At 61.7% G+C, this 15,638-nt stretch carries 12 protein-coding genes; 7 read left to right on the top strand and 5 right to left on the bottom strand.

What is annotated here, in order from left to right; all coding sequences use genetic code 11:
• Positions 1-203: 203 nt before the first annotated feature.
• The 6 genes from GR198_RS04265 to GR198_RS04290 all read left to right on the top strand — a co-directional run bounded on the left by GR198_RS04265 (position 204) and on the right by GR198_RS04290 (position 7,258).
• On the top strand, positions 204-1,565 hold the full coding sequence (locus tag GR198_RS04265) for an ABC transporter substrate-binding protein (protein ID WP_011650499.1): 1,362 nt from the start codon (positions 204-206) through the stop codon (positions 1,563-1,565).
• Positions 1,566-1,752: 187 nt separating this feature from the next.
• Positions 1,753-2,766, top strand: coding sequence for a carbohydrate ABC transporter permease (locus GR198_RS04270; RefSeq protein ID WP_164067568.1), 1,014 nt, complete (start codon positions 1,753-1,755; stop codon positions 2,764-2,766).
• Between the two features lies 1 nt (position 2,767).
• Positions 2,768-3,931 (top strand): carbohydrate ABC transporter permease, encoded by a 1,164-nt coding sequence (locus tag GR198_RS04275; protein WP_029874068.1) that lies wholly within the window; start codon positions 2,768-2,770, stop codon positions 3,929-3,931.
• Positions 3,932-3,965: 34 nt separating this feature from the next.
• On the top strand, positions 3,966-5,618 hold the full coding sequence (bglA, locus tag GR198_RS04280; RefSeq protein ID WP_164067570.1) for a beta-galactosidase BglA: 1,653 nt from the start codon (positions 3,966-3,968) through the stop codon (positions 5,616-5,618).
• Between the two features lie 21 nt (positions 5,619-5,639).
• Entirely contained in the window at positions 5,640-6,728 is a 1,089-nt protein-coding gene (locus tag GR198_RS04285) for an ABC transporter ATP-binding protein (RefSeq protein ID WP_164067572.1), read from the top strand.
• Between the two features lie 176 nt (positions 6,729-6,904).
• Positions 6,905-7,258 (top strand): hypothetical protein, encoded by a 354-nt coding sequence (locus GR198_RS04290; protein ID WP_003545591.1) that lies wholly within the window; start codon positions 6,905-6,907, stop codon positions 7,256-7,258.
• A gap of 80 nt (positions 7,259-7,338) precedes the next feature.
• Here GR198_RS04290 and edd read toward each other — a convergent pair whose 3' ends face one another.
• The 5 genes from edd to GR198_RS04315 form a co-directional block, all read right to left on the bottom strand.
• Positions 7,339-9,162, bottom strand: coding sequence for a phosphogluconate dehydratase (gene edd, locus GR198_RS04295; RefSeq protein WP_164054107.1), 1,824 nt, complete (start codon positions 9,160-9,162; stop codon positions 7,339-7,341).
• Between the two features lie 77 nt (positions 9,163-9,239).
• Positions 9,240-9,938: a 6-phosphogluconolactonase gene (gene pgl, locus GR198_RS04300; RefSeq protein WP_164067574.1), complete on the bottom strand. Its 699-nt coding sequence runs from the start codon at positions 9,936-9,938 to the stop codon at positions 9,240-9,242.
• A 10-nt stretch (positions 9,939-9,948) separates the two neighbouring features.
• Entirely contained in the window at positions 9,949-11,424 is a 1,476-nt protein-coding gene (gene zwf, locus GR198_RS04305; RefSeq protein ID WP_012756097.1) for a glucose-6-phosphate dehydrogenase, read from the bottom strand.
• A 134-nt stretch (positions 11,425-11,558) separates the two neighbouring features.
• Complete coding sequence (locus tag GR198_RS04310) at positions 11,559-12,857, bottom strand: NAD(P)/FAD-dependent oxidoreductase (protein ID WP_164067576.1); 1,299 nt, start codon at positions 12,855-12,857, stop codon at positions 11,559-11,561.
• 9 nt (positions 12,858-12,866) lie between these two features.
• Positions 12,867-14,303, bottom strand: a complete 1,437-nt coding sequence (locus GR198_RS04315) for a glutamine synthetase family protein (RefSeq protein ID WP_003545596.1) — start codon at positions 14,301-14,303, stop codon at positions 12,867-12,869.
• Between the two features lie 88 nt (positions 14,304-14,391).
• On the opposite strand from GR198_RS04315, the gene GR198_RS04320 reads away from it, so the two are divergent.
• The gene (locus GR198_RS04320) at positions 14,392-15,612 is read left to right on the top strand and encodes an NAD(P)/FAD-dependent oxidoreductase (RefSeq protein WP_164067578.1); all 1,221 of its coding nucleotides are present in this window, start codon (positions 14,392-14,394) and stop codon (positions 15,610-15,612) included.
• Positions 15,613-15,638: the final 26 nt, after the last annotated feature.

A 15,638-nucleotide genomic window follows, 5' to 3' on the forward strand; every position in this document is an offset into this window, starting at 1 on the left:
CTCAAGAAAAATCGCTCCATATTTCCCGATAGGCGCTGTTGCACCGCGATATGCCGCGATATCTGGCGTGTTTGCAGCGGGTTTTCGCGAATTAACTTGACTCCATTCCACTGAAAGTGGAATGAGTTGGGTGTCAAAGCGCTTTGAAATTTCTTTATTGAGGGAATTCGGCGCGGTTGGGATTGTGATGGGAGGTTGATCACATGAAAAAGTCATTTTTGATGGGCGTTGCCGTGGCAGCGCTTTTTGCCGGTGCTGCGTCCGCGGCCGATTTGAAATTTGCCCCGGGACAGGATTCCAAGTTCAACTGGAAGAGCTATGACGAGTTCAAGGCTGCTCATGCCGATCTGAAGGGTCAGCCTCTGACGATCTTCGGGCCGTGGCGCGGCGAGGACGAGGCGTTCTTCATGAGCGTTCTTGCCTATTTCACCGAAGCGACCGGCATCGATGCCAAATACTCCTCTTCCGAAAACTACGAACAGCAGATCGTCATCGACACGCAGGCAGGCTCGCCGCCGAACATTGCCGTTCTGCCGCAGCCAGGCCTCCTGGCCGATCTCGCCAGCAAGGGCTTCCTGACGCCGCTCGGCGATGACAACTCCAAGTGGATCAAGGACAATTACGGCGCCGGCGACAGCTGGGTCGGTTACGGCACCTACAAGGGCAAGGACGGCAAGGAAGCCTTCTACGCCTTCCCCTACAAGGCCGACGTAAAGTCGCTCGTCTGGTACGTGCCGGAGAATTTCGAGGAAGCCGGCTACAAGATCCCGACGACCATGGAAGAGCTGCATGCCCTGACCGACCAGATCGTCAAGGACGGCGGCGTTCCCTGGTGCATCGGTCTCGGTTCCGGCGGCGCCACTGGCTGGCCGGCGACCGACTGGGTCGAGGACATCATGCTGCGCATGCAGCCACCGGAAGCCTACGACAAGTGGACGACCAACGAGCTGAAGTTCACCGATCCGGCCGTCGTTGCCGCGATCGACGAGTTCGGCAAGTTCGCCAAGAACGCAAAATACGTCGATGGCGGCGTCGCAGCCGTGGCCTCGACCGATTTCCGCGACAGCCCGAAGGGCCTCTTCGCGGTTCCGCCGAAGTGCTACATGCACCATCAGGCCTCGTTCATCCCGTCCTTCTTCCCTGAAGGCACGAAGCTCGGCCAGGATGCAGACTTCTTCTACATGCCGACCTTTGCTTCGCATCCCGAACTCGGCAAGCCGGTTCTGGGCGCCGGCACGCTCGTCTCGATCGCCAAGGACTCGAAGGCTGCTCGCGCCTTCATCGACTTCCTGAAGACCCCGATCGCCCATGAGGTCTGGATGGCGCAGTCGAGCTTCCTGACGCCGTATAAGAGCGTCAGCACCGAGGCCTATGCCAACCCGCAGATGAAGAAGGAAGGCGATATCCTGACCTCGGCCACCACCTTCCGCTTCGACGGTTCCGACCTGATGCCGGGCAAGATCGGCGCCGGCGCCTTCTGGACCGGCATGGTCGATTTCGTCGGCGGCAAGTCCGCTGAAGAGGCAGCTGGCGAAATCCAGAGCGCCTGGGACGGCATCAAGTAATCTTTCAAAATTATGCCGCCGGCTTGCCGGCGGCATGGCTTGCATGACTGGCCGGGCTCGCAAAGAGCCCGGCCATCGCAGGATATATTGTGATTGGGCAATACAAACAAATTGACGGTGACCGGCGTTGAGCCGTCAGAATAAAAACCGGTCGGAATAAGATCAGGGGAAGCAGGGGAGGGACGAAATGCTGTCGCAGATAGTGTCCGCTTTGGGCGTCGTGGTCGCCGCCGTTGTCGCGTGCTCGGCCTATTTCTATTTTTCGAACAAGATCCTGGATCTCGCTCTGCCGGTGAAGGATGGCGACATCCGCGCCGCATCGCGCAATCTCAACCGACGTGCACTTGTCCGGCCGTGGTTGTTCATCGGCCCGGCGCTCTTCCTGCTCATCGTCTATCTCGTTTATCCGGTCGTTGCGACCTTCATCCTCTCCTTCTACGACCGTGCCGGTCTGCAGTTCGTCGGCCTCGCCAACTACAAATGGGCGCTCGGCGACCGCGAATTCCGCCAGTCGATCTTCAACAACATCCTCTGGCTCGCCGTCGTGCCGGCCGCCTGCACCTTCTTCGGCCTCGTCATCGCCGTGATGACCGATCGCATCTGGTGGGGCAACATCGCCAAGAGCATCGTCTTCATGCCGATGGCGATCTCCTTCGTCGGCGCTTCGGTCATTTGGAAATTCATCTATGAATATCGCGGCGGCAACGACGTCCAGATCGGCCTGCTGAACGCTATCGTCCAGACCTTCGGTGGCACGCCGGAAGTTTGGATCTCCATTCCTTTCTGGAACAACTTCTTCTTGATGATCATTCTGATCTGGATCCAGACCGGTTTCGCCATGGTCATCCTGTCGGCCGCCCTTCGCGGCATCCCCGAGGAGACGATCGAAGCCGCCGTGATCGACGGCGCCAATGGCTGGCAGATCTTCTGGCGCATCATGGTGCCGCAGGTCTGGGGTTCCATCGCCGTCGTCTGGACGACGATCACCATCCTCGTCCTCAAGGTCTTCGACATCGTGCTGACCATGACCAACGGCCAGTGGCAGACGATGGTGCTGGCGAACCTGATGTTCGACTGGATGTTCCGCGGCGGCGGTGATTCCGGCCGAAGTGCGGTCATCGCCATCATCATCATGCTCGCCGTCACACCGATCATGGTCTGGAACGTGCGCCGCGCCAATCGCGAATTGAAGGGGCACTGAGATGACCGCTATCGGAAGCTACTTCAAGATCGGCCCCGCCCGGCTCTTCGTTCACGCAGCCGTTCTGCTGATCGTCATCATCTGGCTGATCCCGACGCTCGGCATCTTCGTCAGCGCGCTGCGCGACAAGGACCAGATCGTCGTCTCCGGCTGGTGGACGGCCTTCGTCGGCTCGACGCAAACCGCCGCGGTCCGCCTCGGTACACCCGACCAGCAAAAGCAAGAGGGCGCCAGCTACGTCATCTCAGGTAATGTGCTGGAAGGCCAGACCGGCCGCGAGGTGAAGGCCTTCGGCAACCGCGTGCAGCAGCCGGCCGCCTTTAAGGCCGGTGAAACCGCCGATCTCGGCGACGGTGAAACCCTGCAGATCAACAGCGACGGCAGTTATCGCTATGTGAAGAACGCCGCCTTTTCGCCCGACCAACGCCCGCGGCGCATCTATGCATCCGTCTCGGCGCCGCCGGAATTCACGATGCAGAACTACAACACGGTTCTGACCGGCGAGGGCATCGGCCAATCCTTCATCAACTCGCTGACCGTGACGATCCCGGCGACGATCATCCCGATCCTGATTGCCGCTTTCGCCGCCTATGCCCTGAGCTGGATGGAGTTTCCCGGCCGCGGGCTGATGATTGCGCTCGTCGTCGGCCTCATCGTCGTGCCGCTGCAGATGTCGCTGATCCCGCTGTTGCGCCTCTATAACGAGGTCGGCAACCTGCTCGGCCAGCCGTCGAAGACCTATCCTGGCATCTGGCTGGCTCATACCGCTTTCGGCATGCCGCTCGCCATCTATCTCTTGCGGGCCTATATCGCTGGCCTGCCGAAGGAGATCATCGAATCCGCCCGCGTCGACGGCGCAAGCGATTTCGAGATCTTCGTCCGCATCGTTTTACCTCTGTCCTTCCCGGCACTCGCCTCCTTCGCCATCTTCCAGTTCCTGTGGGTGTGGAACGACCTGCTCGTCGCCATGGTCTTCCTCGGCACCGACAAGGACCACATCGTGCTGACCGGCAGCCTGAACGCGCTGCTCGGCTCGCGCGGCGGCAATTGGGAGATTTTGACGGCGTCAGCCTTCGTCACCATCATCGTGCCGCTGCTCGTCTTCTTCGGGCTGCAGCGTTACCTGGTGCGCGGTCTGCTGGCGGGTTCGGTCAAGGGAGGCTGACCATTTCCAAACGTGACTTCAAACAGGATATTCCATGAACGTGGCTTCCCAATCGATCTCGACCCCTGACAAGGACTGGTGGCGCGGCGCGGTGATCTACCAGATCTACCCGCGCTCCTACCAGGATTCGAACGGCGACGGCATCGGCGACCTGAAGGGCATCACCGCTCGCCTGCCGCATGTGGCAAACCTTGGCGTCGATGCGATCTGGATCTCGCCCTTCTTCACCTCGCCGATGCGCGATTTCGGTTACGACGTTTCAGACTACGAGAATGTCGATTCGATCTTCGGCACGCTGGTGGATTTCGACACGATGATCGCCGAGGCCCATCGCCTCGGTATTCGCGTGATGATCGACCTCGTCATCTCCCACAGCTCGGATCAGCATCCCTGGTTCGTGCAGAGCCGATCCAGCAAGACCAACGCCAAGGCCGACTGGTATGTCTGGGCCGACGCCAAGCCGGACGGCACGCCGCCGAACAACTGGCTGTCGATCTTCGGCGGCTCGGCATGGGCGTGGGATCCGACGCGCATGCAATATTACCTGCACAATTTCCTGACCTCGCAGCCGGACATGAACCTGCATAATCCTGAGGTGCAGGACCGTCTGCTCGACGTCGTGCGCTTCTGGCTCAATCGCGGCGTCGACGGCTTCCGCCTCGACACCATCAATTTCTATTTCCATGACACGCAGCTGCGCGACAATCCGGCGCTTGCCCCCGAGCGCCGCAACGCCTCGACGGCGCCGGCGGTCAATCCCTATAATTTTCAGGAGCATCTCTACGACAAGAACCGCCCGGAGAACCTTGCCTTCCTGAAGCGCTTCCGCGCCGTTCTCGAAGAATTCCCGGCAATCGCCGCCGTCGGCGAAGTCGGCGACAGCCAGCGCGGCCTTGAAATCGTCGGCGAATACACCTCCGGCAACGACAAGATGCATATGTGCTATGCCTTCGAATTCCTGGCGCCCGATCCGCTGACGCCGGAGCGCGTCGAGGAGGTGATGCAGGATTTCGAAGCTGCCGCACCCGATGGCTGGGCCTGCTGGGCCTTCTCCAATCACGACGTCATGCGCCATGTCAGCCGCTGGGGCGGGCTGGTCGCCGATCACGACGCCTTTGCCAAGCTTTATGCCTCGTTACTGATGACCATGCGCGGCTCCGTCTGCCTCTATCAGGGCGAGGAGCTGGCGCTGACCGAGGCCGATCTCGCCTATCAGGATCTGCAGGACCCCTATGGCATCCAGTTCTGGCCGGAATTCAAGGGCCGCGACGGCTGCCGCACGCCGATGGTCTGGGACAGCCAGGTCGCCCAGGGCGGCTTCTCGACGGTCAAACCCTGGCTGCCGGTGCCGGTCGAGCATATCCTGCGTGCCGTCAGCGTCCAGCTGGGCGACGAGACTTCCGTGCTGGAGCACTATCGCCGCTTCATTGCCTTCCGCAAGTTGCACCCGGCTTTTGCCAAGGGCGAGATCGAATTCGAGGAACAACAGGGCGATAGCCTGGTCTTCACCCGTGAATACGGCAATGAGAAGCTGCTCTGCATCTTCAACATGAGCCCGGCCGAGGCCGCCGTCATTCTGCCTGCGGGAGAATGGCAGGCATTGACGGGCCACGGCTTTACCAGCAACAACTATGGCGACAAGATCGATATTCCGGCCTGGGGGGCGTATTTCGCCCGTCTCGCCTAGGAACTAAGGGGAGAGAGAGAAATGACTGGACTGACGCTGAAGGATATCCGCAAATCCTACGGTTCCGTGGACGTTCTCCATGGTATCGACCTCGATATCAAGCAGGGTGAATTCATCGTCTTCGTCGGTCCGTCCGGCTGTGGCAAGTCCACGCTTCTGCGCATGATCGCCGGTCTCGAGGCGATCACCGGCGGTGAGATGTATATCGATGGCCATCTCGTCAATGACGTGCCGCCCTCCAAGCGCGGCATCGCCATGGTCTTCCAGTCCTATGCGCTCTACCCGCATATGACCGTCTTCGACAACATGGCTTTCGGCATGAAGATCGCCGGCGAAAGCAAGCAGGAAATCGATCGCCGCGTCAAAGCGGCGGCCGAGAGCCTGCAGCTGACCCAATATCTCGGTCGCCTGCCGAAGGCGCTTTCCGGCGGCCAGCGCCAGCGCGTGGCGATCGGCCGCGCCATCTGCCGCGATCCGAAGGTCTTCCTGTTCGACGAGCCGCTGTCCAACCTCGATGCTGCGCTGCGCGTCGCGACCCGCATCGAGATCGCCCGTCTGAACGAACAGATGGCCGATACGACGATGATCTACGTCACCCATGACCAGGTCGAGGCGATGACGCTTGCCGACCGCATCGTCGTTCTCTCCGCCGGCAATATCGAGCAGGTCGGTGCGCCGCTGGACCTCTACGAGCGCCCGGCAAACCTCTTCGTCGCGAAATTCATCGGCTCGCCGGCGATGAACATCATTCCGGCGACGGTCGCCGGGACCGGAAGCCAGACGACGGTGACGCTGACCGGCGGCATGTCGGTGACGCTCGATGCGGCGACCGACGCGTCGGAAATGGGCAAGCAGGCAAGCTTCGGCGTTCGGCCGGAGGATCTCCGGGTTGCCGATGGCGCCGACTACCTTTTCGAAGGGGAAGTGTCGATCGTCGAAGCGCTCGGCGAAGTGACGCTGCTTTATATCGAGGGTCTGGTTCCGGGCGAGCCGATCGTCGTCAAGCTGCCCGGCATCTATGATGTGAAGAAGGGCCAGAGGATGCGGTTTGCCGCCGACAGGCAGAAGTTGCATCTGTTTGACGCAACCGGCCATACCTACCGGAAGTGAGGCGGCCATTTTTGGGGTGATGGCCCCAAGAATCGTGCGGGACGGTCCGAATTCTCACTTTCTGTTAAAGATCGGCTGCTACCTTTTCCCTGTCAATTTATGAGGGGGATAAGCAGGTGGCCGCTTCCAATCCGTCACAGCCAAAATCTCATTTCCTGAGCAAGGAAGAATCCTTCATGTATGACCGCGAGGCGCGGTTCAAGATGGAGGACACCATGAACGCCGCGCGCATCGAATATACGGAAAAGGGCGTCATGCACGCGGCTTCGCGCCGCTGCGATATTGTCCGAATCTCGATGAGCAGCGCGACGCTCGCGATCCTGACCCAATTCAGCCTGCCGAAGCAGTTCTATTTGGATATTCCGGATGCCCGCATCACCAAGGTCGGCTGCCTGCTGATGAAGGTCAATGCCAACAACACAGTGGAAGTTCGCTTCCTGCGCCTGCTGACGCAGAAGGAGCTGAACAAGATCTTCGTCTACAGCACCCATCCGGCGCACCGCGACTACGTTCTCGATATTCGAGCCTGAGGGACCATCCGACTGAAATCAAAAACCCACGGGGTGCTGCGCGCCCCCCGTGGGTTTTTGTCTATCTCGAGTGACCGCGCTCAGTGGTGGAAGAGCACGCTCGCGCCCTGATCCGAAGGTCCGACGGCGCGGCGGAACGGCGCGAAGAGCTCGCGGCCCATCCCGAATTCATTGTCGGAAAGATCGACGACGACAGGCTCGCGCTCGGCCAAATCAGCCGCATCGACGAGCAGTTCGAGCGTGCCCTTGATAGCGTCGAGGCGAATGATGTCGCCCTCGCGGATGCGGGCGATCGGACCGCCGTCGACCGCTTCCGGCGTCACGTGGATCGCCGCCGGCACCTTGCCGGATGCGCCGGACATGCGCCCGTCGGTGAGCAGCGCCACGCGGAAGCCGCGGTCCTGCAGCACGCCGAGCGGCGGCGTCAGCTTGTGCAGTTCCGGCATGCCGTTCGCCTTTGGGCCCTGGAAGCGCACGACGGCGATGAAATCGCGGTTGAGCTTGCCTTCCTTGAAGGCATCCTGCAGCGCCTGCTGGCTGTGGAAGATGATCGCCGGCGCTTCGATGATGTGACGCTCCGGCTTGACGGCCGATATCTTGATGACCGCCTTGCCGAGATTCCCGCGCAGCATCTTCAACCCGCCATTCGCCTGGAACGGCGTCTCGATGCTGGAGAGCACTTTGGGATCGACGCTTTTTTCCGGCGACGGCTCGCGCAGGACGGCGCCATTTTCGCCGAGACGGGCGTCGACCGTATAGGCTGCGAGACCCTGACCGAAGACGGTGCGCACGTCGTCATGCACCAGGCCGTGCTTCAAGAGTTCCTTGATGAGGAAACCCATGCCGCCGGCTGCCTGGAAATGGTTCACGTCGGCAAGTCCGTTCGGATAGACGCGGGCAAGCAGCGGGACGATTTCTGAAAGCTCGGCAATGTCCTGCCAGGTGAGCTGGATGCCGGCTGCCCGCGCCATGGCGACGAGGTGCAGCGTATGATTGGTCGAGCCGCCGGTCGCATGCAGGCCGACGACACCGTTGACGACCGAGCGCTCGTCGATCATCTCGCCTGCCGGCGTGAATTCGTTGCCGAGCGCGGTGATCGCCAGCGCCCGCTTGGCGGCTTCGCGCGTCAGCGCTTCGCGCAGCGGCGTGCCGGGATTGATGAAGGACGAGCCGGGCATGTGGAAGCCCATGATTTCCATCAGCATCTGGTTGGAATTGGCGGTGCCGTAGAACGTGCAGGTGCCGGGACCGTGATAGGATTTCGATTCCGCCTCCAGCAGTTCGGCGCGCCCGACCTTGCCCTCGGCGAAGAGCTGGCGCACGCGCGACTTCTCGTCGTTCGGCAGGCCTGTGGTCATCGGGCCGGCCGGAACGAAGATCGACGGCAGGTGCCCGAAGGACAGGGCTGCGATCACCAGGCCTGGCACGATCTTGTCGCAGACGCCGAGGAAGAGGGCGGCATCGAACATGTTGTGCGACAGGCCGACGCCCGCCGACATGGCGATCAGGTCGCGCGAGAAGAGCGAGAGCTCCATGCCCGGCTGTCCCTGGGTGACGCCGTCGCACATCGCCGGCACGCCGCCGGCCACCTGCGCCACGCCGCCTGCTTCGGCTGCTGCCTCGCGGATGATCGCCGGATAGGTCTCGAACGGCTGGTGGGCCGAGAGCATGTCGTTATAGGCGGTGATGATGCCGAGATTGGGGATGCGGTCGCCGGCGAGCGCATCCTTGTCGGCGGGGGAACAGACCGCGAAGCCGTGGGCAAGGTTGGCGCAGCCCAGCACCGAGCGCGCGACGCCCTGCGAGGCGGCCGCGCGCAGACGTTCCAGGTAGCGCTCGCGAGTTGGTTTTGAGCGTTCGACGATGCGATCGGTGATCGCTGAAATGCGTGCGTGAGCGGACATGGAAAATCCCTGCCTTGTTCGTTGTCTTATCTGTTTCGGCGGCTCTGGCCCAAAAATCTCAATGGATTTATGGCTGATCAGGGAGCCCAGTAGATCTCGACCGGGGAAGTGGCCCGGCGCAGAACGGCGCGGATCGGCATTTCTGCCTCGTCACCACTACCTTCCGCCTTGGCGAGAACGTCTTTTTTGCCTTCGCCCTCAATATGGAGAACCAGGAGTGCGGCATCCTCAAGACTGGAGAAGGTGAAGGTCAGGCGCGGCTCGCCGGCTCCTTCCGCTTCCATGGTGATGATGCCGCGCGGCGTCGATGCATCGAGCGCTTTGGCAAGATTGCTGCCGCCGGGAAAGAACGAAGCCGTGTGGCCGTCACCGCCCATGCCGAGGATGACGATGTCGAAGGGTGAACTGATCGCCCTGGTCTTCTCGGTTGCGAGCCTTGCTGCATCCTCCGCGGAGGCAGCGTCCTGATAGAGCGGCAGGAAGCGTGCCGCCTTTGCCTTGTTCTGCAGCAGATTGGCATCCACCAGCAGATGGTTCGAGCGCGGATTGTCGGCCGGCACGAAACGCTCGTCGACAAGGGTGATCGTCACCTTGTCCCAGGCGATGTCGCGCGTCGAAACCGCCTGGAAGAAGGCCTTCGGTGTGGAGCCGCCGGAAACGGCGATGGACGCCGTTCCGCGGGCGGTGATCGCCGCCGAAAGCGTATCTGCGACCTTATCGGCGAGACTGCCGGCGAGGTCTGCGGCGCTGGCGAAGGAATGCAGGGTCGATGCCATCGATTTCGTCCTAGATTTCGTCATGCCAGGTACGGCCGTCACGCTCGATCAGCGCGATGGCCTGGCTCGGCCCCCAGGTACCGGCCGTATAGCCCTGCACCTGCTGGCCGGTCGTTTCCCAACCCTTGAGGATCGGATCCACCCATTTCCACGCGGCTTCGACTTCGTCGCGGCGCATGAACAATGTCTGGTTGGAACGGATCACGTCCATCAGCAGGCGCTCGTAGGCGTCCGGATTGCGGACGTTGAAGGCCTGGGCGAAGCTCATGTCGAGCGAGACGTTGCGCAGGCGCATGCCGCCCGGACCCGGATCCTTGATCATCAGCGACTGCTTGACGCCCTCATCCGGCTGCAGGCGAATGATCAGCTGGTTGGCGTTGATGCGCCCGGCCGCCTGGTCGAAGATCGCGTGCGGGATTGGCTTGAAGGTGATGACGATCTCGGACATGCGCCCCGTCAGGCGCTTGCCGGTGCGGATGTAGAAGGGAACGCCCGCCCAGCGCCAGTTGTTGATCTCGGCCTTGATGGCAACGAAGGTCTCGGTATTCGACACGCCGCCTTCGAGCTCTTCGAGGTAGCCCTTGACCGGGCCGCTGCCCGATGCGCCGGCGCGATACTGGCCGCGAACCGTCGCCTGCTCGACGTTGGAGGCATTGAGCGGCTTCAGCGCCCGCAGCACCTTCAGCTTCTCGTCGCGAACGGCTTCCGAATCCATCGACGAGGGCACTTCCATCGCCGTCAGGCAGAGGAGCTGCAGGATGTGGTTCTGCACCATGTCGCGCAATGCGCCCGCCGTGTCGTAATAGCCGGCGCGGCCTTCGAGGCCGACCGATTCAGCCACGGTGATCTGCACGTGGTCGATGTAGTTGGCGTTCCACAGCGGCTCGTAGAGCGCATTGGCGAAGCGCAGCGCCATCAGGTTCTGCACCGTCTCCTTGCCGAGATAATGGTCGATGCGGAAGATCTGCTCTTCCTTGAAGGCGCGGCCGATCGTGTCGTTGAGCTGCAGCGCCGAGGCGAGGTCGCGGCCGATCGGCTTCTCGACGACGATCCGGGTGGACTTGGTGATCAGCTTGTGGTCGTGGATCTTCTGCGAAATGTCGCCGAAAATGCCGGGCGCGACCGCCAGATAGAAGGCGCGCACGCGATCCTTGCCTTCGTCGAGCAGCTTCTTCAGCTGATCCCAGCCGGCATCGGTGCGGGCGTCGACCGAGACGTAGTAGAGGCGGGCACAGAATTTCTCCACCTCCGCCTCGTCATATTCACCCTTCTTCAGGTGCTCGTTCAGCGCGTCCTTGGCGAATTTGCGGTATTCCTCGTGCGTCAACGGGCTGCGCGAGGCGCCGATCACGCGGGTCGGTTCGCTGAACTGGCCTTCGATCTGGCGATGATACAGCGCGGGCAGAAGCTTGCGTTCTGCAAGGTCGCCGCTGCCGCCGAAGACGACATAATCAAAGGGCTCAACGGGAATGATTTGGCTGCTCATGAGCTTGTCTCTCAATCAGGCTGGTTGGCGGCCCTTTTAATCTAATCGATTTAAAAAAGCCAGTGTGCAGTGCAATGAATCTCTCAGGAACTGGTTTTAGAGCGAATTTCCGGAAGAGGAAATCCGCAATCGGACTAAAACTTGTCGCGAAGTGCAAACCACGACAAGGCGAGGAAAAGCAACGGTGCGCGCATCCGGGCTCCGCCGGGAAAGGCGGGAATATCGAGCGATGCGAAGAGATCGAGATCGCCGGATTTGCCAAGCACCGTTTCCGCATAGAGCTTGCCACAGTAGTTTGACAGCATGACGCCATGGCCGGAATAACCGCCGATCGACGTGACCCCGGGCATGACCTCGCGCACGAAGGGCTGGCGTGGCAGGGTGATGCCGACGCTGCCGCCCCAGGCATGGGTGATCTCGATGTCCTTCAGCTCTGGATAGATCTCGGCGATCTGCCGGCGGATGTGCTCGGAAATGTCGCGCGGATTGTCCGAGGTATAGGCCTCGCGTCCGCCGAACAGCAGGCGGCCGTCGCCGAATTTGCGGAAGTAGCGCACGACGAAGCGCGAATCGGCCACGGCCTCGCCCCCGGGCAGCACATCGGGATGCCCGTCGAGCGGCGCCGTGGCGCCGATGAAGGAGCGGATCGGCATGACATGGCTCGCTGTCACCGGCTCGAGGTCGCCGATATGGCCGTTGCAGGCGATCAGCGCGCGCTCAGCGGTGATCGTTCCCCTTTCGGTTTCGATCGTCACCTTGCCGCCGCTTTGGCGGATCGCCGTTGCCTTGGTCATCTCGAAGATTTCAGCACCGGCATTGGCGGCGACCCGCGCCAGCCCCACCAGCAGCTTCAGCGGATGGATATGGCCGGTGCCGATATCGCGCACGCCGCAATGAAAACGCTTGGAACCGAGCCTCTCCTGCGTTTCCTCCTCGTTCATGAAGCTCAGATGCGGATAGCCGTAGCGTAAGGCGGCGATTTCAGCATTTTCGTAATAGTCGCGTTTGTAGCTCGCCTTGTGTGCGACATTGAGCTGGCCGGGCACATAGTCGATCTCGATCTGATGCTCGCGGGCGAAATCGATGAGATGGCGCTTGGCTGCTTCAGCAAGATCGAACAGCGCCTTCGAGCGTTCGTAGCCGATCTTCTCCTCGAGTTCTTCCGGCCACCATCGCTGACCGGTGCCGAGCTGGCCGCCATTGCGCCCGGACGCCCCGTCGCCGAAGCGGCAGGCCTCGATCAGGACCACCGAAACGCCCGATTTGGCAAGATTATAGGCGGCCTGCAGGCCGGTATAACCGCCGCCGACAATCGCGACGTCGCATGTTCTCGAGCCGTCGAGAGCGGGGTAGGTGGGCCGCTCCCCGACGGTTGCCTGATACCAGGACAGCCCGGGCGCGATCGGGCTCTGCCACGTCTCCTGCGATGCCATGATGCTTCCCTACACGTTGAGCAGAAGGAATTCCCGCTCCCAGGGACTGATCACCTGCATGAAGGTCTCGAACTCGCCGCGCTTGACGCCGGCATAAAGGCCGATGAACTGCTTGCCGAATATCTCCTCGAAGGCGGGTTCGTCCTCGAGCAGCGCCACGGCTTCCAGCAGGCCGCGCGGCAGGTCGATCGAACCCTCATTGGCCGAATCCTCGGTCGGCGCCGTCGGCTCGATCTGCTTCATGATGCCGAGCAGCCCGGAGGCGAGCGAAGCGGCGAGCGCGAGATAGGGATTGGCGTCCGAGCTCGGCAGCCGGTTTTCCACGCGCCGCGCCTGCGGATCGGAGACCGGGACACGGAAGGCGGTCGTCCGGTTGTCGTAGCCCCAGGCATTGTTGACCGGGCAGGACATATCGGGCTGCAGGCGCCGGTAGGAATTCACATAGGGCGCCAGCATCGCCATCGCGCTCGGCACGAATTTCTGCATGCCGCCGATGAAATGGAAGAATTCCTTCGAGGCCGATCCGTCAGGGTTGGAGAAGATGTTCTTGCCGGTCTCGATATCGACCACCGATTGGTGGATATGCATCGCCGAGCCCGGCTGACCCTGCATCGGTTTGGCCATGAAGGTCGCGTAGATATCGTGTTTCAGCGCCGCCTCGCGGATCGTCCGCTTGAACAGGAACACCTGGTCGGCAAGTTCGATCGGATTGCCGTGGCGCAGGTTGATTTCGAGCTGCGCCGGTCCCTCTTCATGGATCAGTGTATCGATCTCCAACCCCTGCTTCTCCGAGAAATGATAGACGTCGTCGATCAGCTCGTCGAACTCGTTGATGCCGGCGATCGAATAGCCCTGGCCGCCGAGGATCGAGCGGCCGGACCGGCCTTTCGGCGGGTGCAGCGGATAGTCTGGATCGTCGTTCTTGGCGACGAGGTAGAATTCGATCTCGGGCGCCACGATCGGTTTCCAGCCGCGCTCATGATAGAGGCTCATGATCCGCTTCAGTACGTTGCGCGGCGTATAGGGCACTTCGCCGCCGTCCGAATCGACGATGTCGCAGATCACCTGCGCCGTCGGGTCGGTCTCCCAGGGCACGACGGAAAGCGTCGAAAGGTCGGGCATCAGCTTCAGATCGCTGTCGCGCGGCTCATAGCGGAAGCTCTCCGTCTCGTCGGGATATTCGCCCGAAATCGTGTGCCGGTAGATCGCCGAAGGCAGCGCCAGCGAGGTGTTGGAGGTGAATTTCGAACTCGGCATCATCTTGCCGCGCGCAACGCCGGCAAGGTCGGGCGTGATGCATTCGATGTCTTCGATGCCCCTGTCCCTCAGCCACCGCGCTGCTTCCTTCCAGTTCGCAACGCCGCGCAGGGATCCGGGTTCCGGGGGAGTTTTCTTCGAGGCGGGTACGTTTCTGGCAGGCTTCAGCGTCGTCTTTTTTGGGGACATGACACACCGGTTTGCATTGATCGTGGCGCCATCATAACCAGACTTTGCCAATTGGCGAGGGGTGGCAAACGTTGACTTTCGCCCTTTGATGGAAAAAGAAGACGCGGGTTTGATCGGGGAAACGGGTTTGCAGCGCAAAAGCGACGTTATCGTCATCGGCGCCGGAGCGGCGGGCATGATGGCCGCCATCCGTGCCGGAAAACGCGGCCGCTCGGTCGTCATCCTCGACCATGCCAGGGCGCCTGGCGAGAAGATCCGCATATCAGGCGGCGGCCGCTGCAATTTCACCAATATCCATTCCGGCCCGAAGAATTTCCTCTCCGCCAACCCGCACTTCTGCAAGTCGGCGCTTGCCCGTTTCACGCCCGCCGATTTCATCGCCATGGTCGACCGCCACGGCATCGCCTGGCACGAAAAGACGCTCGGCCAGCTTTTCTGTGACGATAGCGCCAAAGACATCATCCGCATGCTGCTGGCGGAGATGCGCGCGGCCGGTGCAGTGCTGCATCTTGGCACCGAGATATCAGGCGTCGAAAAGACCGAATCCGGCTTCCGTGTATCGACGAGCGAAGGTCACTGCGAAGCATCGTCGCTGATCGTCGCCACCGGCGGCAAGTCGATCCCGAAGATGGGCGCCACCGGCTTTGCCTATCGCCTCGCCGAGCAGTTCGGCTTGGCCGTGCTCGAAACCCGACCCGGCCTCGTGCCGCTGACGCTCGATCCCGGCCTGCTGGAAAGCATCGCGCCGCTCGCCGGCATTGCCGCCCCGGCCGAAATCCGCCATGGCAGGACCGCCTTCCGCGAAGCGCTGCTTTTTACCCATCGCGGGCTGAGCGGCCCAGCCATCCTGCAGATCTCTTCCTATTGGCGCGAGGGCGACGAGGTCGTGGTCTCGATCGAACCGGATATCGACATTGCCGCCCATCTGAAGACGGCAAAACAGATCAATGGCCGTCAGTCGCCGCAGACGGCACTCGGCGATATCCTGCCGAAGCGGCTGGCACAATTTCTCGTCGAGCGCGAAAAGATCTCCGGCAACATGGCCGACCTACCCGACAAGGCGCTGCTGCGTCTTGCCGCCGCCGTCCAGAACTGGGCGGTCAAACCGTCCGGCTCGGAAGGTTACCGCACCGCCGAAGTGACGCTCGGCGGCATCGACACGGCGGCGCTCGATTCCCGCAGCATGGAAACAAAAGCCGTGCCCGGCCTTTATTTCATCGGCGAATGCGTCGACGTCACCGGCTGGCTCGGCGGCTATAATTTTCAGTGGGCCTGGGCTTCCGGATTTGCCGCCGGCGAATGCGTCTAAAGCTCTTTGTTTTGATGCATGTCGTA

Origin of the sequence: Rhizobium leguminosarum, assembly GCF_010668065.1 — a bacterium.
Taxonomy (GTDB): domain Bacteria; phylum Pseudomonadota; class Alphaproteobacteria; order Rhizobiales; family Rhizobiaceae; genus Rhizobium; species Rhizobium leguminosarum_S.